A 23,311-nucleotide genomic window follows, 5' to 3' on the forward strand; every position below is an offset into this window, starting at 1 on the left:
GCGCACGCAGGGGAGGCTCCGCATGGGCAAGCAGGACGATCTCGCCGTGGCCGGCGCCCGGTGACGATCAGAGCGGTGACCCCGCGCGTCGTCGAGCCGCCGGCGCGACTGGGGATGGGCGTGAGTGTGTACCCGTCGGCCACCGCGATGGTGTGGCCGGGCGAAGGACATGCCCACGAGGCCGTCGCGGTTCCGGGGGTGCGGCTGGCGCCGGGGGATGTGCTGGTGGAGGTGGAGCTGGCGACCGTGTGCGGCTCCGACATCCACACGGTGCTCGGCCATCGGCAGGCGCCGGCACCGCTGGTTCTCGGCCACGAGCAGGTCGGCCGCGTGATCGCGCTCGGCCGCGGCGGCGCCAAGACGACGGACGGGCATCGGGTGTCGCTCGGGGAGCGGGTGGTGTGGTCGGTCGCCGTGCCCTGCGGGCGCTGCGTCCGCTGCCGTCGCGGACTCCCGCAGAAGTGCCTCGGCCTCCAGAAGTACGGGCACGAGCGGATGCGGCGCGGCTGGGAGCTGTCGGGCGGCTTCGCGACGCACACGCACATCCTCGGCGGGACACCGCTGGTCCGCGTGCCCGAGGACATTCCGGCGGAGGTGCTCGCGCCGGCGTCGTGCGGCACCGCGACGGTGGCTGCAGCGCTCGAAGCGGCGGGCGAGATCGTCCCGCTCGACGGGGCCCTCCTGCTGATCGCCGGCGCCGGCATGCTCGGCCTCACCGCCGCTGCGATGGCCGTCGAGGCGGGCGCCCGGGTCGTGGTCAGCGACCCCCTTCCCGAGCGTAGGGATGCCGTGCTCGCGTTCGGCGCATCGGGTGTCGCCGACCCCTATGCCGCCGCCGGCTCGTCGACCGGTCTCGCCGCCGTGCTCGCCAAGGTGGGCGGCCGCGCACCTGCGCCGACCATCGCGCTGGAGCTCTCCGGCAACCCGGCCGCCGTCCAGTCGCTGCTCGGCGCCATCGACGTCGGCGGCGTGCTCGTGCTCGTGGGCTCGGTGTCGCCCGGACCGGAACTCGGCATCGTGCCCGAGCAGCTGGTGCGGCGGCTGCTCACGATCCGCGGCGTCCACAACTACGCCCCTCGGCACCTGGAGCAGGCGGTCGCGTTCCTGGTCCAGAACTGGCGGAGCTACCCCTTCGCGGAGCAGGTGGGTGAGACGTTCCCCCTGGAGGCGGTGGATCGGGCGCTCGCCGTGACGGCGCATCAGCGTGTCGGCGTGCGGCCGTAGCCTGGGGTGGTGTTCGACCGCTTCTTCGAGATGATCCGTGATGTCCCGGTCCCGGACGACGCCGAACTGCTCTACGGCGACGACGAGCTGGGCCGGCTCCGGGAGCGCAACTTCCGCCGCTATCTGGCGGTTCCGCACTCGCCGATCCTGCTCCTGGGGGAGGCGCCGGGCTGGCGCGGCATGACGGTCACCGGTGTCCCGTTCACCTCCGTGAGGGAGGCGGAGGCCGGGGTGCTTCCCGGCCTCGAACTGCCGCCGACGCCGCGGGCCCCCTGGGAGGCCTCGAGCCGGGTGTTCTGGGAGACGATGAGCGCCTGGCAGGGGCCACTGCCGCTGTCGTGGCCGGTGTATCCGCACCATCCCTTCGTGGCCGGCATGCCGCAGAGCAACCGCACGCCGCGGTCTTCGGAGGTGCGCGCGGGCGGACCTGTCGCCCTCGAGCTCATCCGTGCGCTCGGGGTGGAGACCGTCGTCGCCGTCGGGCGCAAGGCGCAGGGTGCGCTCGCCGAGGCGGGCATCGAGGCGCCGGCGGTGCGGCACCCCGCCCAGGGCGGAGCCCGGATGTTCGCCGACCAGCTGCTCTCGCTCAACCGGGCCATGCTCGACGCCGGCTGACGGCCGCTGCGAGGAGGCCGAGCCCGAGGGCGGCGACGGCTGACTGCCGCTGCCGCGAGTCAGTCCAGCGCGGTCGCCTCCCGGTGCTGTGCCATCTTGTCCAGATATCCCGCGGCATTCTCGGCGATGCTCTGCAGCTCGTCGTCCGTCAGTTCGCGGCGGACCTTCGCCGGGACACCGGCGACCAGGGACCGGGGAGGGATGACGGCGCCCTGCGTGACGACCGCTCCGGCCGCGACCAGCGACCCCGCACCCACGCGTGCGCCGTTCATGACTGTGGCGCTCATCCCGATCAGGACGTCGTCTTCGATCGTGCAGCCGTGCAGGACCGCGTTGTGGCCGACCGAGACGCGGGCGCCGACCGTGAGCGGGAATGCCGGATCCACGTGCGCCGAGACGTTGTCCTGGAGGTTGGAGTCGCGGCCGATGACGATGGGAGCGTTGTCCGCGCGGACCACGGCGCCGTACCAGACGCTCGCGCCCGGCTCGAGAGTGACCTCGCCCACGACCGTGGCGCCCGGCGCGACCCAGGCCTCGTCGGAGATCTGCGGCGTCCGGCCGCCGGAGAGTGCGAAGAGCATGGGGCTCCTTCCTGTGCTCCCACGCTACCGGCGCAGCTCTCCACTCCCAACCTGGCTTGACGACGGAATAGCCCGTGCCGTATATTCCTTCTGGAATAACCACAAGAGATCGAGAGAGATGTCCGAACCCCGCACGCTCACCCCGCTCGCCGTCGCCGCGCTCGCGCTGCTCGCCGAGCGTCCGTCGCATCCGTACGAGATGTATCAGACGCTCATGCAGCGCTCCGAGGACCGGCTGGTCAAGGTGCGTCCGGGGTCGCTCTACCACACGGTGGATCGACTCGAGGCGCATGGCTTCGTCCGTGCCACCGGCACCGAGCGGGAGGGCAACCGGCCCGAGCGGACCACCTACGAGATCACCGACAGCGGTACCAGCGCTCTCGGCGAGCGCATCACCGACATCATCGGCACGCCCATCAACGAGTACCCCGAGTTCCCCCTCGGACTCGGTGAGGCGCACAACCTGCCGGTCCAGACCGTGATCGCGCTGCTTCGCAAGCGCGTCTCGCTCATCCGGGCCGACACCTCGATCTTGGATGACGCCGTCACGCACCTGAGTGAGCGCGGACTCCCCGCGAAGTTCTGGCTGGATGTGCGCTACCAGCGAGCACTCGCCGCGGCCGACGTGGAAATCCTGGAAACCCTGATCGCAGACCTCGAGGCAGGCGTAGTGTCCTGGTCCGAGGACACGCACGGAGAGAAGACCTCATGGAACGCCAACTGAAGCCGTGGCCCGCCCTCTGGGCGCTCGTCATCGGGTTCTTCATGATCCTGATCGACACGACCATCGTGTCCGTCGCCAACCCATCGATCATGAAGGGGCTGAACCTCGGCACCGACTACAACGCCGTCATCTGGGTGACGAGCGCCTACCTGCTCGCCTATGCCGTCCCGCTGCTCATCACCGGACGCCTGGGAGACCGGTTCGGCCCGAAGAACCTGTACCTCGTCGGCCTCGTGATCTTCACGCTCGCCTCCGCCTGGTGCGGTTTCGCGGGGCAGATCGGCTTCCTGGTCGCCGCGCGCGTCGTGCAGGGCCTCGGCGCCTCGCTCATGACGCCGCAGACGATGGCCGTCATCACCCGCATCTTCCCGCCGGACCGGCGCGGCGCGGCGATGGGCCTGTGGGGCGCCGTCGCAGGCGTCGCCACCCTGATCGGCCCGCTGCTCGGCGGCGTGCTCGTCGACAGCCTGGGCTGGGAGTGGATCTTCTTCATCAACGTCCCCGTCGGCATCGTGGCGTTCATCCTCGCCATGCGCCTGGTGCCCAAGCTGCCCACGCACACCCACAGCTTCGACATCCTCGGTGTGGTCCTGTCGGCGGTCGGCATGTTCCTGCTGGTGTTCGGCCTGCAGGAGGGCGGCACCTACGATTGGGGCGTCATCTGGGGCCCGATCTCGGTGTGGGGCCTCATCATCGCCGGCCTCGTCGTGCTCGCCGCCTTCGTCGTCTGGCAGGCGCGGAACAAGAAGGAGCCGCTGCTGCCGCTCCCGCTGTTCCGGGATCGCAACTTCTCGCTGTCCAACGGCGCGATCACCACGGTGGGATTCGCGGTCACCTGCATGGCATTGCCGCTCGTGTTCTACTTCCAGACGGTGCGTGGCCTGACCCCCACGGAGTCGGCCCTGATGCTCGCGCCGATGGCGGTCTTCTCGGGAGTGCTGGCGCCGTTCGTCGGCAAGCTGATCGACAGGATCAACCCGCGGAACATCGCCACTCCCGCGCTGCTGCTGTTCGCGTTCTCTCTGTTCCTGTACTCGCGGATGCTGACTCCGGACGTGAACATCTTCCTGCTGCTCATCCCGAGCGGCATCCTCGGCATCGCCATGTCGGGCGTCTGGGGGCCGATCTCCACGACGACGACCCGGAATCTGCCGATGAACCAGGCGGGCGCGGGCTCCGGGGTGTTCAACACGACGCGCCAGGTCGGCGCGGTGCTGGGCAGCGCATCCATCGCCGCCCTCATCTCGGGACGCCTCGCCGTCGACCTCCCGAAACTGCCCGGTGGCGCGACTCCCTCGGGAGCGGGCACAGGGACCGAGCTGCCGCAGTTCCTGCACGCCGGCTTCACGCAGGCGATGTCGGAGGCGCTGCTGCTGCCCGCCGCGGTCGCGCTCCTCGGCGCACTGGTGGTGGTGTGGTGGGAGCGGCCCAAGCCGCGCGCCTGGGCTGCCCCGGCCGGGGTCGGTGCGCCTGCGGCGGCCGGTGCGCCTGAAGCAGACGGTGTGCCCGTCGCAGCCGGTGCGCCTGCGGTAGCCGATGCAGCCGCCGGCTCTCCCGCGGCCGTCCCCGACCCAGCGGTGACTACGCACGGCTCGCACGCCGCGCCCGTCCCCGTGGATGCCGCCCCGCACCGCTCGCACGCGGCGGACGCACCGCCCTCGACGGATGTCGGCCCCGGAGACGAGCCGCGACACGGCGCGCACGCCGCTCCCATCACCGACTGACGCCCTCCTTCGACTCCCACCCATCACCGAGTCCGCAGAGATTGCACGCGACACGCCGCGCGCGCCGTCAGTCTCTGCGGACTCGACGGTGGGGGGCGAGCGTCAGGGGGTGGGGCGAGTGAAGAGGTTGACGAGGTTGCCGTCGGGATCGCGGAAGAGCGTCGACCGGTTGCCCCACGGCATCGTCGTCGGCGGGAGCACCACGTCGTCCGGCTGGAGACGCGCGAATTCCGCATCCACGTCATCCACCTGGAATTCGACGATGATCGAGTCGTTCGACGCGGGGCGTGGAGCAGCCTCGCCCAGCATGGCCACGGTCTCCACGCCACCGATCGCCAGGGTCCCCCCGCCCACCTCGAACTGGGCGAACACCGGAGCGGGTCGCACAGCGGGGACGCCGGTCAGCTCCTCGTAGAAGCGAGCGAGACGATCGACGTCTGCGGTGACGATGCGGATGGATGCGAACTGCATGGTGCCTCCTGGAGCGGCAGTGGAAGGATGTGCGATCAGCCTGCCAGCGACCTCCGACACTGCCGCGATCCGCACGGACGAGGTCAGGCGACGACCCGCACCGCGTTCGCCCAGGGGTCCTCGAAGGCCAGCGCGCGCCCGTCGTCCTGCGTCGGCACGCCGAAATGCCGCATCCTCTCGCCCAACGCACCCACGTCGTCAGCTGAGGGGACCCGGATCTCGACCTGACCCAGCCCGAGCGCGAGCCGGCGGCGGCCGGCCCCACGGCTGTTCCATGTGTTCATCGCCATGTGGTGGTGGTATCCCCCGGCGCTGACGAACAGTGCCGAGCCGCCGAGGGCGGCCGTCGCTTCGAAGCCGAGACGATCCACGTAGAAGGCGCGCGCCGTCTCCACGTCGCCCACCGACAGGTGCACATGGCCGACGGCTGCGTCGCCGAATACCGGGATTTCGTCGGTCCCGGGCTCCGCGAGGGCGGCACCGCGCTCGGTCAGGTGCTCGGAGAGGAAGGCGTTGGGGTCGAGGAACAGCGTCGCCATCTCGACCTGCCCGTGGGTCCAGCTCCAGAGGCTGCGGTCGCGGTCCCAATACAGCTCCACTCCGTTGCCCTCGGGATCGGTGAAGTAGAAGGCCGTGCTGACGAGGTGGTCCGCACTCCCGGTGAACGTGCCGGGCGCACGGCGAGCGACGGAGTGCACGGCGGCGGCCAGCGCCTCCTGGGTGTCGAAGAGGATCGCCGTGTGGAACAGGCCCGCCTCGCCCGGACCCGCGTGCTTCAGCTCCGGCGCGTACTCCAGCACGACTGCCGGCGTGGTGCCGCGCCCGAGGATCACCCGGCCGCCCTCGGCCGCGAGCACCCGCAAGGTGACGGCGTCGCGGTAGTAGGCCGTCATCCGGTCGGGATCGGCGACGCGCAGAGTGACCGCGCCCATCGTGGAGTCGGCGGGGAGGAGTTCGGGCATACCACCATCAACCGCCGCGGCGTCGGCGTTATTTCACCGGTCAGGTCTCGATCGCCCCGCCGGCCGGCCTCACTCCCCGGACTCACTTCCCGGTGAGGCGCTCCAGCAGCTCGCGGTACCGGGCAGCCGTCCGCGCCACGATGTCCGCCGGCAGCTCGGGCGGCGTGCCCGTCCTGTCCCAGTTCGCGGCCAGCCAGTCGCGCACGATCTGCTTGTCGAAGCTGGCCATCCGCTCCTCAGGGGTCTCGCCCGCCGCGTACGCTGCGGCGTCCCAGTACCGGCTCGAGTCGCTGGTCAGCACCTCGTCGGCGAGCGTGATCTCGCCCGTGACCCGGTCGGCGCCGAACTCGAACTTCGTGTCGGCGATGATGACCCCGCGAGCCTCCGCGATGGATGCGCCACGCCGATAGACGTGCAGCGACAGACGCCGAAGCTCTTCCGCCACGTCGGGTCCGACCAGCTCGACGGTGCGCTCGAAGCTGATGTTCTCGTCGTGCTGGCCGAGCGGAGCCTTCCAGGCGGGGGTGTAGATCGGCTCCGGCAGCCGGTCGCCGTTCCGCAGGCCGGACGGCAGCGGGATGCCGCAGACGCTCTGCGACTCCCGGTACTCCGCCCATCCGCTGCCGGTCAGGTAGCCGCGCACGACGCATTCGATGGGGAACATGTCGAGCGGTTTCACCAGCATCGACCGTCCGGAGACCTCCTCCGGGATCCGCTCCACGACACGATCGCCGACGAGGGCGTGGTCCGGGACGAGGTGGTTCGGTACATCGTCCAGCCGGTCGAACCACCACAGGCTCAGGGTCGTGAGCAGCTCGCCCTTCCCCGGGATGCCCGGCTCGAGCACGTGATCGAAGGCGCTCACGCGGTCGCTGGCGACGACCAGCACGCTGTCCGTGTCGGCGAGACCGCTCGCGCCGGCCGGGACGAAGAGGTCCCGCACCTTCCCCGAATACACGTGGACCCATCCCGGAAGTTCGCTCACCCGTCCATCGTAGGGGGAGGCGCGCCGGCGGCTACCCGAGCAGTCGTGTCTTGGCCGCCGTGAACTCGGCCTCGGTGAGCACGCCCTGGGCGTGCAGGGTGGCGAGCTGCTGGAGCTGGGCGGTGAGGTCGTTCCCGGCGGATGCTGCGGGTGGCGGAGGAGCCGCCGCCTGCTGTGCTGCTGCTTGCTGTTGCTGCGCCGCCGCTTGTTCCGCTGCGGCCTGCTGCGCCGCCGCCTGTTGCTGCGCGGCGGCTTGTTGCTGCGCCGCCGCCTGAGCCTGCTCGTTCTGGCGGCGCTGCACATTCCCGGACACCGCGGTGGCCGTGCCGGCGACGACCGCTGTGCGCGCGGCCATCCCGATCAGCCCGGGTCGTCCGCCTCGCCGGATGGGTGACATTATCGTGCTCCTCAGCTCTCGGCGGTGTCGAGCTCGTCGTACGCGTCCGCCGCCACCGCGTTCACGACCGGAGCCGGGATGCGCTCGCTCAGCAGCACCACGCCGCCCGACTCGAAGAAGCGGCTCGACAACTGTCTCGCCCAGAGATGTTCGAGGACGAGGATGGCCCCGGTCGAGCCGGGATCCAGGAGCTCGGCGATCTGCTCCGCATCCTCCTCGGCGGCGAGACCCGAGGCCTCGACCGGAAGATCGGCGAGACCGAGGTCGTCGCCCAGCTCTTCCGGCTCGATGATCTCGACGCGCCCATCGTCGTGGCGCCGGACGATCACTAAGTCGAGCAGCCGGATCGTCCCCGTATCCAGCAGCTCGGCGATCGCCCGGACCACGCCCTCCGACGGTCGGTCGCCGTCGAACCGGGCGACCAGGAACTCTGCCGGACCGTATTCGAATTCGGCCATCACTGCCCCTTCCCGGCGGTCGCATCCAATCGTCACGGGCACCATACTGCGCGGGTCGCCGTCGAGGCTACGCAGTATTTCCGCACAAACGGACTCAAACGAATGTTCACGGTCACATTCCTAGAATGGAGAGTCGACCGGAGCGGAGCACCGCCGGGCGAGACGGATCGAGGAGGACCGCGATGGCCGAGATGAACTGGGCAGGCAACTACGAGTACCGAGCGGAGCGCATCGCGCGCCCGGAAACGGTCGAGGAGCTGCGCGAGCTGATCGTCGGCGCGCCGGCTGTCCGGGCGCTCGGCAGCAGGCACTCGTTCAACGATCTGGCGGACACGCCGGGGCTGCTCGTGAGTACCGCCGGACTGCCCGATGCAGTGCGGATCGACGAGGCGTCGCGCACGGTCACGGTCGGAGGAGGCGTCCGCTACGGAGATCTCGCCCGCGAGCTTCAGGAAGCCGGATGGGCGCTGCACAACCTCGCGTCCCTCCCGCACATCTCGGTCGCCGGTGCGATCGCCACGGCCACCCACGGCTCGGGTGACCGCAACGGCAACCTGGCCACGGCGGTCGCCGGGCTGCGCATCCTGAACGGTTCCGGCGAGCTCGTGGACCTGCGCCGCGGCGACGAGGGATTCGACGGTGCCGTTGTGGGACTCGGCGCGCTCGGCGTGGTGACCGAGGTGACCCTCGACATCCGGCCGACGTTCGACGCGCGTCAGCGCTTGTTCGGCGGAGTGCCGTGGGATGCGGTGCTCGGCCGGTTCGACGAGCTCACGTCGGCCGCGTACAGCGTGAGTCTCTTCACGACCTGGGACGAGCCGTCCGTGTCCCTCGCCTGGCTCAAGGAGCTCGACGGAGCGGAATCCGCGATCGAGGACGACTTCTTCGGTGCGCCGGCTCTGACCGAGCCGCGGCACATGATCCCGACGATGGATGTGCGGAACACCACGGAGCAGCTGGGGGTGGCCGGTCCGTGGAGTGAGCGGCTGGCGCACTTCCGGTTCGAGTTCACGCCCTCCAACGGCGAGGAGATCCAGTCCGAGTACCTGGTGCCGAGGTCCCGGGCCGTGGAGGCGATCGAGGCGGTTCGCGAGCTGGCGCCGCTGGTCGCGCCCCTGCTGCAGATCACCGAGATCCGCACGGTCGCAGCCGACGACCTCTGGCTGTCGAGCTCGTACGGGACCGACGTCGTCGGCCTCCACTTCACCTGGGTGCGCGACCAGGCCGGCGTGGAGGCGGTGCTCCCGCAGGTCGAGGCCGCGCTCCTGCCGCTCGGCGCACGTCCGCACTGGGGCAAGCTGTACCTCGATCGCGAGGGCGTCGTCCCCTCGCTCTACCCACGCCTCGCCGACTTCGCCGCTCTCGCCGCCCGCTTCGATCCCGACGCGCGCTTCCGCAACCCCTTCCTCGCCCGGCTCCTCCGCTGATCGCGGAACCGCCGTCCTCGAAAGAGGCCCCGGAAAGCGCCTCGGAACCGGGCTAGGACACCCGGGCGGCGATATCGGTGCGGTAGTGGGCGCCCTCGAGGTGGATGTGTGCGAGGGCTTCGTAGGCGCGTGAGCGCGCCTCGGCGAAGCCGGTGCCGCGAGCGACCACGGAGAGGACGCGTCCTCCGGTCGCCAGGAGGGCGCCGGTCGCCTCGTCGCGCGCGGTCGCGGCGTGCGCGATGGTCACCTCCGGTACGGCGGCGGCCTCCTCGAGGCCCGTGATCGGCCGGCCGGTCTGAGGAGCCTCGGGATAGCCCTCGCTCGCCAGGACAACGGTCACCGCGGTGTCCAGCGCGAACTCGGGACGCGGCAGCCGCCCGAGGCCGCCCGTCGACGCTGCGAACAGCAGCGCGGACAGAGGCGTGACGAGCCGGGGGAGCACGACCTGCGTCTCCGGGTCGCCGAAGCGGGCGTTGAACTCGATCACGCGGATGCCGCGCTCGGTCAGGATCAGTCCGCAGTAGAGCAGCCCGATGAACGGCGTCTGCTCGCGGGCCATCGTGCGCACCGTCGGGAGGGCGATCGTCTCGATGACCTCGTCGACGAAGCCGTCCGGCAGCCACGGCAGCGGCGAGTAGGCGCCCATCCCGCCGGTGTTCGGTCCGGCATCCCCGTCGAGGAGGCGCTTGTAGTCCTGGGCCGGGGACAACGGGAGCACGTCGTGGCCGTCGCTGAAGAGGAACAGCGACACCTCCTGCCCGTCGAGGAATTCCTCGACCAGCACTCCGCCGTGCCGCAGCCAGTGCGTGGCGTGCTCGACCGCCGCCTCGCGGTCCTCGGTGACCAGCACGCCTTTGCCTGCGGCGAGACCATCCGCCTTCACGACGTACGGCGCTCCGAAGTCGTCCAGCGCCTCCTCCGCCTCGGAGAGCGTCTCGGCGCGAACGGCCCGCCCGGTCGGGACACCGGCCGCATCCATGATGCGCTTCGCGAAGGCTTTCGATCCCTCCAGCTGGGCGGCGGCCTTGCCCGGCCCGAACACGGGGATGCCGCGCGTGCGCAGGGGATCGGCGACACCGGCGACGAGCGGCGCTTCCGGCCCGATGACGACCAGCTCGATGCCGTTCTCGATCGCGTACTCGGTCACGGCGACGCCGTCGAGCGGATCGAGGGTCGCATCCACCCGCACTTCCTGAGCGATGCCGGCGTTGCCGGGCGCCACGACGATGTCGTGGCCGGCCCCCTCGGCGAGCAGCGCGGTGATGATGGCGTGCTCACGGGCACCGGAACCGAGGACGAGAATCTTCACGCCACCATGCTAGAGGGAGGGGATGCGCGGCTTCGGCCGCAGGGCGCCTCTGGATGACCCGGTGGCAGGATGGGACGCATGGCGAGAGCGAAGATCCCGGACGAGGTCGGCGGTCCGGCGACGCGCGCGGCGGTGGCAGGGGAAGCCGACCGGGAGACGACCGCGACGGCCGTTCGGTACCTGCTGCAACTGCTCGCGGAGCGGGCGCCCGGCAACACCGTCGAGGTGCGCGTGCCGCCGTTCGGCGCCGTGCAGTGCATCCCCGGACCGCGGCACACCCGGGGGACGCCGCCGAACGTCATCGAGACCGACGCCGCCACCTGGCTGTCGCTGGCCTCCGGCGGGATGACCTGGGAGGAGGGCGTCGCCTCGGGCAGCATCCACGCCTCCGGCCAGCGGGCCTCTCTGGAGGGACTCGTCCCGCTGCGCTACTGAGCCTGCGCTATGGGGTTTGCGCTACCGGGTCGCGGCGCTCACGGCTGCACGCCGAAGAGCACGGCCACCACAGCGGCCGTCACCATCAGCAACCCGAACGCTGCCGCCCCGACCGGGACGAGGACGACGGATGTTCGGGATGCGCGGCTCGCGCCGAGAGGAGGGCTCATACCTCTTCAGACGACGTCGATCGGGCTGCATGACGCCCGACGCCCGCTCAGTTTCGATCTGGGAGAATGGGACGCATGACCGACACCCCCGAGCAGCCGCCCTCCGACGAGGAACCGGCAGCCGAGGAGCCGGCCGCCGCGGAACAGGCACCCGAGGAGACCGTCACCTCCGCGCAGGTGCGGGTGCGGCGCTCGCCGCGGTACTTCCGGTTCATGATCGCCGGCGCCGTGCTGTTCGCCATCGTCGCGCTCATCCTCACGTACTCCTTCCCGGAGAACCCGACCTACGACCGGGGAAGCGTCTTCGGCTTCCTGCTCGCCATCTGCGCGACCATCGGCGTCGCCCTCGGCGCCGTGGTGGCCCTGGTGCTCGACCGCGCGACCGCCCGTCGAGCGCGCACCGTTCAGGCGGATAGAATCGACGTGCGCGTCCCCGAGCCCGGTTCGCCGCCTGCGCGGCGAGAGGGTTCGCAGCCGGAGCCCGGCGACCAGAGCAGTCAGAGCACTTCGAACAACCCGGGCAGCACCGAGAGCTGAACATCCCGACATCCTGAAAGGGGTCCGCTGTGGCCGCAGGCGACGGTCTTCTCAGTCACGATCTGCTTCCCGGAGAGAAGGGGCCGCAGGACGCCTGCGGAGTCTTCGGCGTCTGGGCCCCCGGCGAGGAGGTCGCCAAGCTCAGCTACTTCGGTCTGTACGCGCTGCAGCACCGCGGGCAGGAGTCGGCCGGCATCGCGACCAGCGACGGCGACAAGATCCTCATCTACAAAGACATGGGGCTCGTCTCCCAGGTCTTCAACGAGAACGCCCTGAACTCGCTGCCCGGCCACATCGCGGTCGGGCACACGCGCTACTCGACGACCGGCGCATCCAGCTGGCAGAACGCGCAGCCCACCCTCGGCTCCACGGCGAGCGGCACCGTCGCCCTCGGCCACAACGGCAACCTGACGAACACGGCCGAGCTGATGCAGCTCGTCCACGAGCGGTACCCCGAGCACGACGGCGAGCTCTCGCGGGGGAACACGACCGACACCGCGGTCGTGACCGCGCTGCTCCGCGGCGATCTCGATCACACCCTCGAGGCCACGGCTCTGGAGGTGCTCCCGCGACTGCGTGGAGCCTACTGCCTGGTCTTCATGGACGAGCACACCCTGTACGCCGCGCGCGACCCGCAGGGCGTCCGTCCGCTCGTGCTCGGCCGCCTGGAGCGCGGCTGGGTGGTCGCCTCCGAGACGGCGGCCCTCGACATCGTGGGCGCGAGCTTCGTGCGCGAGGTCGAGCCGGGCGAGCTCATCGCCATCGACGAGAACGGCCTGCGCAGCCAGCGCTTCGCGGAGGAGAAGCGCGCCGGTTGCGTCTTTGAGTACGTGTACCTGGCCCGTCCGGACACGACGATCGCGGGTCGCGGCGTCTACGAGGCACGGGTCGAGATGGGACGCCGGCTGGCACGCGAGCACGAGGTCGATGCCGACCTCGTCATCCCGACGCCGGAGTCCGGCACACCGGCGGCCATCGGCTACGCCCAGGCGTCCGGCATCCCGTTCGGGCAGGGCCTGGTGAAGAACTCCTACGTGGGCCGGACGTTCATCCAGCCGTCGCAGACCATCCGCCAGCGGGGCATCAAGCTGAAGCTCAACCCGCTGAAGGAGGTCATCAAGGGCAAGCGCCTGATCGTCGTGGACGACTCGATCGTCCGCGGGAACACGCAGCGCGCCCTGGTGTCCATGCTGCGCGAGGCCGGTGCCGCCGAGGTGCACGTGCGCATCTCCAGCCCGCCGATCACCTGGCCGTGCTTCTACGGCATCGACTTCGCCTCCCGCGCCGAGCTCATCGCGACCGGGCTGGGGGTCGAAGAGGTACGTCAGTCCATCGGTGCCGACAGCCTCGGCTACCTCTCCGAGGACGGCATGATCGCCGCCACGGAGCAGCCACGCGAGCGCCTGTGCACGGCGTGCTTCACGGGCGTCTACCCGATCGAGCTGCCGGACGCGCACCACCTGGGCAAGAACCTGCTGGAGCGGCCCGATCTCGCCGCCACGGATGACGGCTCCGGCCCCACCTCCGACGGGTGCGAGCCCGGCCCGGACTCCGAGTTCGAGCCGCTCCTCTCCTACGGGGACCCCGCCCGACAGGAGTGACCGGCCCCGATACGATGGACCGGTGACCGACTTCAGCGCCTCCTCGTCCGCCTCCTACGCCGCAGCCGGCGTCGACACCGCGGCCGGCGACCGGGCCGTCGAACTCATGAAGGCGGCCGTCGGACGCACCCACGGTCCCGAGGTGCTGGGCGGCGTCGGCGGCTTCGCCGGCCTCTTCGACGTGTCGGTCCTGAAAGACTTCCGGCATCCGCTGCTCGCGACCTCCACCGACGGAGTCGGCACCAAGGTCGCGATCGCCCAGGCGCTCGACAAGCACGACACGATCGGTCAGGACCTGGTCGGGATGGTCGTCGACGACATCGTCGTGGTGGGCGCCCGGCCGCTGTTCATGACCGACTACATCGCGTGCGGCCGGGTCGTCCCCGAGCGCATCGCCGCGATCGTCGAGGGAATCGCCCGCGCCTGCGCCCAGACCGGCACGGCGCTCGTCGGTGGCGAGACGGCAGAGCACCCCGGCCTCCTCGGACCCGACGACTACGACGTCGCCGGCGCTGCGGTCGGAGTGGTCGAAGCGGATGCCGTGCTCGGTGCGGACCGCGTCCGAGACGGGGATGTGGTGCTCGCCCTCGCGTCGTCGGGCCTGCACTCCAACGGCTTCTCGCTGGTGCGCCACATCCTCGCGGCGCGCGGGGTCGGCTTCACCGACCACTCGGCCGAGTTCGGCGGCGTGGTCGGGGAGGCCCTGCTCGAGCCGACCCGGCTCTACACGGCCCCGCTGCTGCGTGTGCTCCAGGATGCGTCGCTCGGCGGCGCCATCCACTCGCTCAGCCATGTCACGGGTGGCGGGATCGCCGCGAACCTGGCCCGCGTCCTCCCCGTCGGCTCCTGGGTCGAGGTCGAGCGCTCGACCTGGTCGCCGACGCCGGTGTTCCGCATCCTGAGCGACCTCGCGGGAAGCTCGCTGGAGTCCACAGAGGGCACCTGGAACCTCGGCATCGGGATGTTCGCTGTCGTGTCGCCCGAGGCGGCGGATGCGGTGGCCGCCGCGATCACGGCCGACGGCATCCCCACGTGGCGCGCCGGGACCGTCTCCACAGCGCCCCGCGACCTGACCGGCTTCGAGCAGGGCGCCAAGGGCGTCGAGGGCGGCGCCGTCCGCCTCACCGGCGCCTACGCCTGACCCGCACCTCCCCTCCTCTCCGCTCGCGCCCCACCGTCGAGTCCGCGAAGACTGCACGCGCCGCGCCGCTGCGACGTGCAATCTGTGCGGACTCGGCGGTGGGGCGTGACAAATGTCATGGGCGGATGCTGACAGGCGCACTGGGGGTTCGGTGCGGGTGTCGGGCACGCTGAGAGGCGTGAATGAACCCGCCATCCGCCTCACCGGCCTGCGCAAGAGCTTCGGCGCGCTCACGGCCGTCGACGGCGTCGACCTCAGCATCAGCCCGGGCGAAGTCGTCGCCCTTCTCGGTCCGAACGGAGCCGGCAAATCGACCACCATCGACCTCGCGCTGGGCCTGGCCCGGCCGTCGGCAGGAAGCGCAGAGCTTTTCGGCGCAACGCCACGTGTCGCTATCCGTGAGGGCCGGGTGGGGGCGATGCTGCAGGGCGGCGCGCTGCTCCCGACGCTCACCGTCGCGGAGTCCGTCGCCCTCGTCGCCGCGGCCCACCGGAACCCGCTGACCGTGACGGAGGCGCTCGAGCGCGCCCGCTGCACGGAGATCGCACGTCAGCGGGTCTCCAAGCTCTCCGGCGGCCAGCTGCAGCGCGCCCGGTTCGCGGTCGCCGTCGTCTCCGACCCCGACCTCCTCTTCCTCGACGAGCCCACTGCCGCGATGGATGTGGAGGCGCGGCGCACCTTCTGGCGCTCCATGCGCGAGTTCACGGAGGCGGGCCGCACCGTCGTCTTCGCCACCCACTACCTGGACGAGGCGGACGAGCACGCGGACCGCATCGTCATGATGGCGCGGGGACGAATCGTCGCCGACGGGACGCCCGCCGAGGTGAAGGCCGTCGTCTCTGGCCGCCGCATCCGCGCCACCGCCCGGTTCGCGGCGACACCCGAGAGCCAGGCCGCTCTCGCCGCCCTCCCGGGCGTCCGTGCGGCCGACCGGCGCGGAGACCGGGTGACGCTCGTGAGCGACGACTCCGACGCCACGCTGCGCGCCCTCCTCGCCGAGCACGACATCCACGACATCCACGACATCCACGACATCGAAGTGACAGCGCACACCATGGATGAGGCGTTCCTCGCCCTCACCGAGACACGCGCCACCGAAGGAGCCCTCTCATGACCATCGCGTACCTGGGACGGGACTCGCTCCGTCAGCTGAAGAACGCCCGCGCCATCGTGTTCACCGTCGCGGTGCCCCTGATCATGCTGATCGCCTTCGGCGGCAGTTACGGAGGCTCCGGACAAGTGGATGCGTCCACACACCTTCCGTGGGTCGTGGTCACCACCATCCAGGTGGCCGCATACGGCGGGATGATGGCCGCGCTGTCGCAGGCGTTCCAGATCGTGACCGAGCGCTCGATCGGCTGGAATCGTCAGCTGCGCATCACGCCGCTCAGCGGCACGGGCTACCTCGTCTCGAAGGTCGTGGCCGCCCTCGCCCTGGCCCTGTTCAGCATCCTCATCATCATCGTCGTCTCGCTCGTGCTGTTCCATCCCGATCTCGCGGCGGGCAGCTGGGTGCTCGCGGGTCTCGCCGTCTGGTGCGGCGTCATCCCGTTCGCGCTGCTCGGCATCGTGATCGGCCAGTTCGCGAAGCCGGAGTTCGCACAGCCGCTGTTCATGGTCGTGTTCATGGGGATGGCCATCCTCGGCGGTCTGTGGATCCCGCTGCAGATCTTCCCCGCCTGGGTCGCCGACGTCGCCAAGGCCGTGCCGTCCTACTGGCTCAACCGGGTGGGCCAGCTCGGCGCCCTGCAGAGCGGTGACGCGCTCACGCCGGCGATCGTGCTCGCCCTGTGGACGGTCGCGCTGGCTGCGCTCGTCGTCTGGCGCTACCGTCGCGACGCGGCCCGGGGCTGATGCTCGGCGCCGCACTGGGACGCGCTGACCTAAGGTAGCAACGTGTTCTCGAACGAGCTGGCGGGCGTCCGCCCGATCGGATGGCGCGAACGGCTCACGCACCCGTCGGCCTTCCGCTGGTACCCGGGTGCGACCGTCGGACTGCTCTATCAGATCTCTGTGCTGGTGGCGGTGTGGTCGTCGCCCTGGTCGCTCCTCCACCGGCTGCTGGCCACCGCGCTGCTCGCCGTGATCTATGTCGGCTTCCTCGTTCTGGCGCCGGTGCTCTGGTGGGCGGAGGAGCGGACCCGCCTGCTCGGGCTGGGGGGCTACTTCCTCCTGACACTGCCGCTCTTCCCCCTCCTCGGGCCGGTCGCCTCCTGGACCTGGGTGTATGTCGCCTGCGTCGCCGGGATGGTGGTGTCGCGCACGTCGCTGACGTTCGCGATCATCGGGCTCCTCGCCCTGATCCAGCTCGTCGTCTTCGCGGCGGCCGGCACCCTCGCGGACAACTGGTACATCGCCCTCGTGACCCTCTCCATGGGCGTCATGATGGCCGCCTTCGCCCGGCAGATCGACGCCCTGAGGCGGCTGAGGAACGCGCAGGGCGAGATCGCGCGGCTGGCTGTCGTGGAGGAGCGCGCCCGCTTCTCGCGGGACATGCACGACGTGCTGGGGCACTCGCTCACCGTGGTCACCGTGAAGTCCGAGCTCGCGCAGCGACTGGTCCCCACGGATCCCACCCGAGCAGCGGACGAGATCGCGGACATCGAGCGACTGAGCCGGTCCGCCCTCGCCGACCTGCGTGCGGCGGTGGCCGGATACCGCGAGATGAGTCTCTCGACCGAGCTCGCGGCTGCACAGGCGAGCCTGGCGGCGGCGGACATCCAGGCGCATCTGCCCCGCAACGGGGAGGACGTGGAGCCGGACCTGCGGGAGCTGTTCGGCTGGGTGCTGCGCGAGGGCGTCACGAATGTGATCCGGCACTCCCGCTCCCGCAACTGCTGGGTGACGGTCGGGCCGGACCGCCTCGAGATCGAGGACGACGGCCGCGGACCGCTCGCGGGTACCGAGGCGGTGCCGGCTCCCGTGGGTGCCACGGCGTCGTCGCGCGCGATGCGGACCGCCGGCTCGGGGCTGGCCGGCCTCACGGCCCGGGCGGCGCAGGCGGGCGCACAGCTCGCCGTCGTCCCTGGCCCGCGTGGTGGGACGCTGCTCAGCGTGCGGAGGATGGCGTGAGCGCGGCGATCCGGCTGCTGCTCGCCGACGATCAGGCGCTGGTCCGCGGTGCCGTGGCCGCTCTGCTCGACCTCGAGCCGGACCTCGAGGTCGTGGCCCAGGTGGGGCGCGGCGACGAGGTGGTCGCGGCTGCGCGGGCCGAGGCGGTGGATGTGGCGCTGCTGGATGTGGAGATGCCGGGTCTCGACGGCATCCAGGCGGCGGCGGCCCTGCGTCTGGCGCTGCCGTCGTGCCGGTCGCTGATCGTGACCACCTTCGGACGGCCCGGTTACCTACGGCGGGCGATGGAGGCGGGTGCGTCCGGCTTCGTCGTCAAGGACACCCCGTCGGGCCAGCTGGCCGATGCGGTGCGCCGGGTCGCGTCCGGCCTGCGGGTGGTGGACCCGGCTCTGGCCGCGGAGTCGCTCGCCTCCGGAGCGTCACCGCTCACGGTGCGCGAAGCGGAGGTGCTCGAGGTCGCGGGCGACGGTGGGACGATTGCGGACATCGCGCGTCGGCTGCACCTCAGCGAGGGGACCGTCCGCAATCACCTCTCTAGCGCGATCGGGAAGACCGGCGCACGCAACCGGTCGGAGGCCGTGTCCATCGCGACGAAGCAGGGCTGGCTGTGACGGTGCGAAATCAGGCGCGCTTCGGCGTCCCGGTCTCCTCGTCCTCGTCCTCGTATTCGTACGTGCTGGCACCCTTGGGCTCGTAGTCGGCCCACTTGGCGTACTCGTCGTCGCTGTGGGAATGTCCGGTCAGCTCCCGCTCCAGCGCGTCGTAGTTCACCTCTGGGCTGAACGACTTCAACTCGCGAGCGATCTTGGTGTGCTTCGCCTTTTGACGGCCGCGCCCCATGCGTGACCCCCTTTTGGTCCCAGCCCGGGCGAGAGGCTCCCCGGGGATCGAATAGAAACAGTGAAAACTACGATGGAGTTTAGCATGCGAGCCTCGTGGGACCCCGAGTTCGCGCACAGCGAGAAGTGATGGGATGAGCGCGTGAGCACGACCAGGACCGAGACCCAGGTGGTGGTCATCGGCGCGGGTCAGGCAGGTCTCGCGGTGGCCTACTATCTGCGTCGTTTCCAGCTCACGCCCGGCGTCGATTTCGTCGTGTACGACCGCGGTCCGCGCACCGGTGGCGCCTGGCAGCACCGCTGGGATGCGCTGAAGCTCGGCAGTGCCCATCACGTGAATGACCTGCCCGGTATGGGCGAGCTCGGGCTGAGCTTCGAGACCGCCGATCGGTCGCTTCCGGCGCGTGATATCGTCGCGGGCTACTACCGCCGGTACGAGGAGCACTTCGGTCTCGAGGTGCAGCGTCCGGTCGCCGTGCGGAGCGTCTACGACCGCGGCGCCGACCTCATCGTGGAGCACAGCGCCGGCGAGACGGCCACCCGCCTCGTCGTGAACGCCTCGGGCACGTGGGGCGCCCCGTTCATTCCGTATTACCCCGGCATGAACGACTTCGCCGGCCGTCACGTCCACACCTCCGGATACGTCGCCGCGCAGGACTTCGCGGGGCAGTCGGTCGTCGTCGTGGGCGGGGGCACCAGCGCGATCGGCTTCCTGCTCGAGCTGGAGGGCGTCGCGGAGTCGCTCACCTGGGCGACCCGGCGCCCGGTCGACTTCCGCGACGAATCGGAGCTGACCATCGAAGGCGGCGTGGCGGCCGTGACGATGCAGGATGCCGCAGCCCGTGCGGGCGAGGCGCTCCCGTCCATCGTCAGCGGAACGGGCGTCCCGCGCACTCGCCGTATCGCTGCCGGCATCGAGCGCGGTGTGCTGACGGAGCGGCCGATGTTCACGCAGATCGAGGAGCACGGCGTCCGCTGGCCGGACGGCTCGTTCAGCCGTGCCGACGCGATCGTCTGGGCGACCGGCTTCCGCCCGGAGCTGCGGCACTTGTCGCCCCTCCGGCTGCGCGAGAAGACCGGCGGCCTCACCGTGGCGTCCGGCGCATCCTGGCAGGACTCGCGCATATTCCTCGCCGGGTATGGGCCGCAGGCGTCGACCATCGGAGCCAACCGGGCCGGGCGCATCATCGCCCGCCAGATCATGGCGCAGCTCTAGCGAGCGGGCACGGAGCGCATTCGCGCTTCGGTGGGCCGCGGGGACCGTCGGGTCAGTCCCACCGTCGGATCAGGCGGTCACGTCGCGCGCCTCGCCCGCGAAGCGGAGTCCCCGGATGCGCATCGTGCCGGCCGACGGCTCCGGGTCGACGACGAAGCGGCCGGCGGGCGCGTCGGCCTGCAGTCCGAGCCGGGCGCTGAGCACGGCCACGGCGGCGGCTGCAGACCACGCCTGCGGTCGGCAGGCCGCCGGGTACGGAACGGGCGTGCTGGTCTCGTCGGCGCTGTCGCCGGCGTGCAGTTCCGGCATCCGGTAGCCGAAGCACTCTGCGGCGGCGAGCAATCCCTCCGTCAGTCGCTCGGCTTCGTCCCGGAACCCCTCCCGCGCCAGCCCACCGATCACGATCGCGGTGTCGTGCGCCCAGACACTTCCGCCGTGGTAGCTGAGCGGCCAGTAGCCGGCGGAGTCCTGGGACATGGTCCGCAGCCCGTAGCCGGAAGCCAGCTCCGGTGAGACCAGCCGCCGGGCGACGAGGGCGGACTGCTCGGGGTCGAGGATGCCCGTCCCGAGCAGATGCCCGATATTGCTCGTCACCGTGTCCACCTTCCGCTTCGCGGCGTCGAGCGCGACAGCCGGGTACGCGCCGTCGGGGTCGTCCATCCAGAATGATGCGGCGAAGCGCTCCTTGAGGTCGGCGGCCCAGGCGCGCCAGTCCTCCGCGCCCGGGCGGCCGAACGCCTCGAGCAGCGCGGCTCCGCCGACGGCCGCCTCGTAGGCGTATCCCTGGACCTCGCAGAGCGCGATCGGGCCGACGGCGAGAGTGCCGTCGCGCCACTGGATCGAGTCGCCGGAATCCTTCCAGCCCTGGTTCGCCAGGCCGTGACCCGTCGTGTCGATGTACTCGAGGAAGCCGTCGCCATCGCTGTCGCCGTAGTCGCGCATCCACGCGAGGGCCGCCTCCAGGTGGGGGAGCAGCACCTCGACCTCCTCGGCGGGCATGCCCCAGCGCCAGGCGTCGTGGAGCAGGCACACCCAGAGAGCGGTCGCGTCCACGGTGCCGTAATAGAGGGGAGGAAGGATCACGTCCTCGCCGGGGATGCTCAGCGTGCCCGGCCGCAGCTCGTGCATGATCTTGCCCGGCTGCTCGGCCGTCTCCGGCACCTCGCGCACGCCCTGGTAGCCGGCGAGCACCCGGAGAGTGGATGCGGCGAGCTCGTGACCGAGCGGCAGCAGCATCCGCGCGGCCCACAGCGAGTCGCGGCCGAAGAGGGTGAAGAACCACGGGGCGCCTGCGGCGAGGAAGACATCGTCGGGATGCTCGACGGTCGTCATGCGCAGCGCCTGCAGGTCGGCGATCGCGCGGCCGAGCCAGGCGGCGAGACGGGAGTCGCCGGTCGTGGCGCGGAAGGCCGCCCAGCAGTCCGACGGCGCTGCGCCCGCCACGACCGCGGTCGGATCCTCGACGTCGATGCGCCACTCCAGCACGACCTCGCTCCGGGCCGCGAGGTCGGCCTCCCAGCGCAGGGTGACGCGGTCGCCGCATACGGTGATGTCGCTGCCTTCGGCGACGATGCGGGCGGAGACCGGTCCGCTGCGCAGGTCCGCCGATCCCGGGTCCGCTCCGAGGGCCACCGTGACGGGATGCTCGCTCCCGCTCTGTCCCGCCTTGATCTGCTGCATCGGCGAGAAGTCGGCTCCCACCTCCAGCTGAACGGTGGTGCGGAGCCGGTGGCCGAGCGCATTCCTGAGCACGATCCGCTCGCCGAGCGAACCCGCTCGAACGGTGCGCGAGCGATCGAGGCGAACGCGGGGATCGGCCGTCTCGTCGTCGAGCCCGCGCACGACGGCCGTGAACACGGCCGTCGCAGCATCGGGACCGGCGGTGCCGATGTGCTCCGGTTCGGACCCGCCGACCGTCAGCAGCACCCGATCCAGCACGCGGAGATCCGAATGGTAGAAGCCGTGGATCCCGTGCCCGTCGATGCGTCCGTCCGGGGCGGACCACGCCTGTGACGGAGCCGTCAGCACCACAGTGCTGTCGTGGAGGAGCGGCTGGTGGAGCTGGGTCATCGTCAGGGTCGTGCCTTCGTGTTCGTCTGGTCCCGGAGAGGAAGTCCCCGGGTGCTGATCGTCGGCGGTGCCGGAGGGAGTCACTCCTTCACCGCCCCTTCGCTGGAGTTCATGATCCGTCGCTGGAACACGAAGAACAGCACAGCGACGGGGATCGTCATGATCGCGGCCGCTGCGAGCTTGATCGGATACTGGCTGCCCTGGCTGAGCTGGCCGCTGGCGAGGCCCGCCACCCCCTTCGTGAGCGTGGTCAGGGACGGGCTCTGCGTCGAGACGATGAAGTGGGCGAGCTCGTTCCACGATCCCTGGAACGACAGGATGACGATCGTGATGAGCGCAGGTCGTGCCATGGGCAGCACGATCGACCAGAACACGCGGAAGGTCCCGGCTCCGTCGATCCGCGCCTGTTCCTCCACGCTCGCCGGTATCGACTCGAAGAAGTTCTTCATGATGAAGACGCCTGCCGCGTCCGTCAGCAGGGGCAGGATCATGCCGGTGTACGAGTCGTACATGCCCAGCTGGTTGATGACGAGGAACTTCGGGATCAGCAGCACGACCATCGGCACCGACATCACTGCGACGAGTGCGGCGAACACGACGCTTCTGCCTCGGAAGTGCAGCCGGGCCAAGGCGTAGCCGGCGAGCGAGTCGAAGAAGACCCTTCCGAGGGTGACGACGACCGTGACGACGGCCGAGTTCGCGAACCAGACCGGGAAGTCGGAGGAGAGGAACAGCTTGGTGTAGGCGGCGGTGGTGAAGGTCTGCGGGATGAGCGCGACCGGGTTCGCCGTCGCCTCGGCATCCGTCTTGAACGAGGTGGAGACCTGGATGAGGAACGGCAGGATGTACACGACGGCCAGCACCACGAGGATGACGTAGGTGATGAGGGTCGCGACGCTGAACGGCTTCCCGCGGGGCCGGTTCCGGGCCGCGACGGGCCCGCCGGCGGAAGCGTCGACCCGGTCGGGAGTCACGGTGGTGGATGTCATCGGAGCGTTCCTTCGCGATCGGAGTCGCCGGACGCGGCCGGGACGCTGCCCGGCGCGCCGGCAGCCGCGGTGGCGGCCGTGAGCGCCGGCTGGTAGAGCCGCATCCTGCGCTTGGAGACCTTCCTCTCGCGCAGCACCCAGCGCTGGAAGATGGTGAAGACGACGATGATGACGAACAGGATGAACGCGATCGCCGCCCCCTGACCCCACTGCTGGTTGACGAAGGAGGTCTGATAAGAGAGGTAGGCGGGCGTCAGTGTCGTCTTGCCCGGCGCGCCACGCGTGCCGGTGTAGATCTGGTCGAAGACCTGCCAGCAGCCGATCAGTCCCAGAGTGAGCACGGTGAACAGGGTGGGCCGGAGCT

The 23,311-nt window shown here is 70.7% G+C and carries 26 protein-coding genes; 14 read left to right on the forward strand and 12 right to left on the reverse strand.

Annotation, left to right across the window (positions count from 1 at the left end):
• The first annotated feature begins 75 nt into the window (after window positions 1-75).
• Window positions 76-1,224 carry an alcohol dehydrogenase catalytic domain-containing protein gene (locus ACPYOG_RS04835; RefSeq protein ID WP_481293119.1) on the forward strand — a complete coding sequence of 383 codons (1,149 nt, stop codon included), beginning with the start codon at window positions 76-78 and terminating at the stop codon, window positions 1,222-1,224.
• 9 nt (window positions 1,225-1,233) lie between these two features.
• Entirely contained in the window at window positions 1,234-1,839 is a 606-nt protein-coding gene (locus ACPYOG_RS04840) for a uracil-DNA glycosylase (protein WP_481293120.1), read from the forward strand.
• A 59-nt stretch (window positions 1,840-1,898) separates the two neighbouring features.
• Here the strand turns inward: ACPYOG_RS04840 and ACPYOG_RS04845 are convergent, their stop codons facing one another.
• Window positions 1,899-2,420 carry a gamma carbonic anhydrase family protein gene (locus ACPYOG_RS04845; RefSeq protein WP_481293121.1) on the reverse strand — a complete coding sequence of 174 codons (522 nt, stop codon included), beginning with the start codon at window positions 2,418-2,420 and terminating at the stop codon, window positions 1,899-1,901.
• 118 nt (window positions 2,421-2,538) lie between these two features.
• Here ACPYOG_RS04845 and ACPYOG_RS04850 point away from each other — a divergent pair, with 118 nt between their 5' ends.
• On the forward strand, window positions 2,539-3,144 hold the full coding sequence (locus ACPYOG_RS04850) for a PadR family transcriptional regulator (protein WP_481293122.1): 606 nt from the start codon (window positions 2,539-2,541) through the stop codon (window positions 3,142-3,144).
• Window positions 3,129-4,868: a DHA2 family efflux MFS transporter permease subunit gene (locus ACPYOG_RS04855; RefSeq protein WP_481293123.1), complete on the forward strand. Its 1,740-nt coding sequence runs from the start codon at window positions 3,129-3,131 to the stop codon at window positions 4,866-4,868. The genes ACPYOG_RS04850 and ACPYOG_RS04855 overlap by 16 nt, the downstream gene beginning before the upstream one ends.
• 102 nt (window positions 4,869-4,970) lie before the next feature.
• On the opposite strand, the gene ACPYOG_RS04860 is transcribed toward ACPYOG_RS04855, so the two are convergent.
• From ACPYOG_RS04860 to ACPYOG_RS04880, 5 genes are all read right to left on the reverse strand, one after another.
• Complete coding sequence (locus ACPYOG_RS04860; RefSeq protein ID WP_481293124.1) at window positions 4,971-5,339, reverse strand: VOC family protein; 369 nt, start codon at window positions 5,337-5,339, stop codon at window positions 4,971-4,973.
• Window positions 5,340-5,422: 83 nt separating this feature from the next.
• Entirely contained in the window at window positions 5,423-6,301 is an 879-nt protein-coding gene (locus tag ACPYOG_RS04865; protein ID WP_481293125.1) for a VOC family protein, read from the reverse strand.
• Window positions 6,302-6,383: 82 nt separating this feature from the next.
• Window positions 6,384-7,286, reverse strand: a complete 903-nt coding sequence (locus tag ACPYOG_RS04870) for a phosphoribosylaminoimidazolesuccinocarboxamide synthase (protein ID WP_481293126.1) — start codon at window positions 7,284-7,286, stop codon at window positions 6,384-6,386.
• Between the two features lie 31 nt (window positions 7,287-7,317).
• A complete protein-coding gene (locus ACPYOG_RS04875; RefSeq protein ID WP_481293127.1) occupies window positions 7,318-7,683 on the reverse strand; it encodes an SHOCT domain-containing protein in 366 nt (121 codons plus the stop codon).
• Between the two features lie 11 nt (window positions 7,684-7,694).
• Window positions 7,695-8,141: a DUF6325 family protein gene (locus tag ACPYOG_RS04880; RefSeq protein ID WP_481293128.1), complete on the reverse strand. Its 447-nt coding sequence runs from the start codon at window positions 8,139-8,141 to the stop codon at window positions 7,695-7,697.
• A 182-nt stretch (window positions 8,142-8,323) separates the two neighbouring features.
• Here ACPYOG_RS04880 and ACPYOG_RS04885 point away from each other — a divergent pair, with 182 nt between their 5' ends.
• Window positions 8,324-9,568 (forward strand): FAD-binding protein, encoded by a 1,245-nt coding sequence (locus ACPYOG_RS04885; RefSeq protein WP_481293129.1) that lies wholly within the window; start codon window positions 8,324-8,326, stop codon window positions 9,566-9,568.
• A gap of 52 nt (window positions 9,569-9,620) precedes the next feature.
• On the opposite strand, the gene purD is transcribed toward ACPYOG_RS04885, so the two are convergent.
• Window positions 9,621-10,877: a phosphoribosylamine--glycine ligase gene (purD, locus tag ACPYOG_RS04890; RefSeq protein ID WP_481293130.1), complete on the reverse strand. Its 1,257-nt coding sequence runs from the start codon at window positions 10,875-10,877 to the stop codon at window positions 9,621-9,623.
• Window positions 10,878-10,955: 78 nt separating this feature from the next.
• Between purD and ACPYOG_RS04895 the strand changes: the two genes are divergently transcribed.
• Entirely contained in the window at window positions 10,956-11,312 is a 357-nt protein-coding gene (locus ACPYOG_RS04895; protein WP_481293131.1) for a sterol carrier family protein, read from the forward strand.
• 38 nt (window positions 11,313-11,350) lie between these two features.
• Here ACPYOG_RS04895 and ACPYOG_RS04900 read toward each other — a convergent pair whose 3' ends face one another.
• Window positions 11,351-11,482 carry a hypothetical protein gene (locus ACPYOG_RS04900; protein WP_481293132.1) on the reverse strand — a complete coding sequence of 44 codons (132 nt, stop codon included), beginning with the start codon at window positions 11,480-11,482 and terminating at the stop codon, window positions 11,351-11,353.
• A gap of 75 nt (window positions 11,483-11,557) precedes the next feature.
• Between ACPYOG_RS04900 and ACPYOG_RS04905 the strand changes: the two genes are divergently transcribed.
• The 7 genes from ACPYOG_RS04905 to ACPYOG_RS04935 all read left to right on the forward strand — a co-directional run bounded on the left by ACPYOG_RS04905 (window position 11,558) and on the right by ACPYOG_RS04935 (window position 18,444).
• Window positions 11,558-12,019, forward strand: a complete 462-nt coding sequence (locus ACPYOG_RS04905) for a hypothetical protein (protein ID WP_481293133.1) — start codon at window positions 11,558-11,560, stop codon at window positions 12,017-12,019.
• 29 nt (window positions 12,020-12,048) lie between these two features.
• Window positions 12,049-13,620, forward strand: a complete 1,572-nt coding sequence (gene purF / locus ACPYOG_RS04910; RefSeq protein WP_192629693.1) for an amidophosphoribosyltransferase — start codon at window positions 12,049-12,051, stop codon at window positions 13,618-13,620.
• A gap of 22 nt (window positions 13,621-13,642) precedes the next feature.
• Window positions 13,643-14,761 carry a phosphoribosylformylglycinamidine cyclo-ligase gene (purM, locus tag ACPYOG_RS04915; protein ID WP_481293134.1) on the forward strand — a complete coding sequence of 373 codons (1,119 nt, stop codon included), beginning with the start codon at window positions 13,643-13,645 and terminating at the stop codon, window positions 14,759-14,761.
• 178 nt (window positions 14,762-14,939) lie between these two features.
• Window positions 14,940-15,875, forward strand: a complete 936-nt coding sequence (locus tag ACPYOG_RS04920) for an ABC transporter ATP-binding protein (RefSeq protein WP_481293135.1) — start codon at window positions 14,940-14,942, stop codon at window positions 15,873-15,875.
• A complete protein-coding gene (locus ACPYOG_RS04925) occupies window positions 15,872-16,615 on the forward strand; it encodes an ABC transporter permease (protein WP_481293136.1) in 744 nt (247 codons plus the stop codon). The genes ACPYOG_RS04920 and ACPYOG_RS04925 overlap by 4 nt, the downstream gene beginning before the upstream one ends.
• A 42-nt stretch (window positions 16,616-16,657) precedes the next feature.
• On the forward strand, window positions 16,658-17,833 hold the full coding sequence (locus tag ACPYOG_RS04930) for a sensor histidine kinase (protein ID WP_481293137.1): 1,176 nt from the start codon (window positions 16,658-16,660) through the stop codon (window positions 17,831-17,833).
• Window positions 17,830-18,444 carry a response regulator transcription factor gene (locus ACPYOG_RS04935; RefSeq protein WP_481293138.1) on the forward strand — a complete coding sequence of 205 codons (615 nt, stop codon included), beginning with the start codon at window positions 17,830-17,832 and terminating at the stop codon, window positions 18,442-18,444. The genes ACPYOG_RS04930 and ACPYOG_RS04935 overlap by 4 nt, the downstream gene beginning before the upstream one ends.
• 10 nt (window positions 18,445-18,454) lie before the next feature.
• On the opposite strand, the gene ACPYOG_RS04940 is transcribed toward ACPYOG_RS04935, so the two are convergent.
• Complete coding sequence (locus ACPYOG_RS04940; protein ID WP_090040720.1) at window positions 18,455-18,673, reverse strand: DUF3073 domain-containing protein; 219 nt, start codon at window positions 18,671-18,673, stop codon at window positions 18,455-18,457.
• 141 nt (window positions 18,674-18,814) lie between these two features.
• Here ACPYOG_RS04940 and ACPYOG_RS04945 point away from each other — a divergent pair, with 141 nt between their 5' ends.
• Window positions 18,815-19,888: an NAD(P)-binding domain-containing protein gene (locus tag ACPYOG_RS04945; protein ID WP_481293139.1), complete on the forward strand. Its 1,074-nt coding sequence runs from the start codon at window positions 18,815-18,817 to the stop codon at window positions 19,886-19,888.
• Window positions 19,889-19,957: 69 nt separating this feature from the next.
• Here ACPYOG_RS04945 and ACPYOG_RS04950 read toward each other — a convergent pair whose 3' ends face one another.
• The 3 genes from ACPYOG_RS04950 to ACPYOG_RS04960 all read right to left on the reverse strand — a co-directional run.
• Window positions 19,958-21,958 (reverse strand): glycogen debranching N-terminal domain-containing protein, encoded by a 2,001-nt coding sequence (locus tag ACPYOG_RS04950; RefSeq protein ID WP_481293140.1) that lies wholly within the window; start codon window positions 21,956-21,958, stop codon window positions 19,958-19,960.
• 80 nt (window positions 21,959-22,038) lie between these two features.
• Window positions 22,039-22,947 (reverse strand): carbohydrate ABC transporter permease, encoded by a 909-nt coding sequence (locus ACPYOG_RS04955; RefSeq protein ID WP_481293141.1) that lies wholly within the window; start codon window positions 22,945-22,947, stop codon window positions 22,039-22,041.
• A partial coding sequence (locus tag ACPYOG_RS04960) for a carbohydrate ABC transporter permease (protein WP_481293142.1) occupies window positions 22,944-23,311 on the reverse strand: 368 nt, incomplete at its 5' end. The genes ACPYOG_RS04955 and ACPYOG_RS04960, both read right to left, overlap by 4 nt.

The sequence above is a fragment of the Leifsonia sp. HAY1-4F genome (assembly GCF_056755275.1).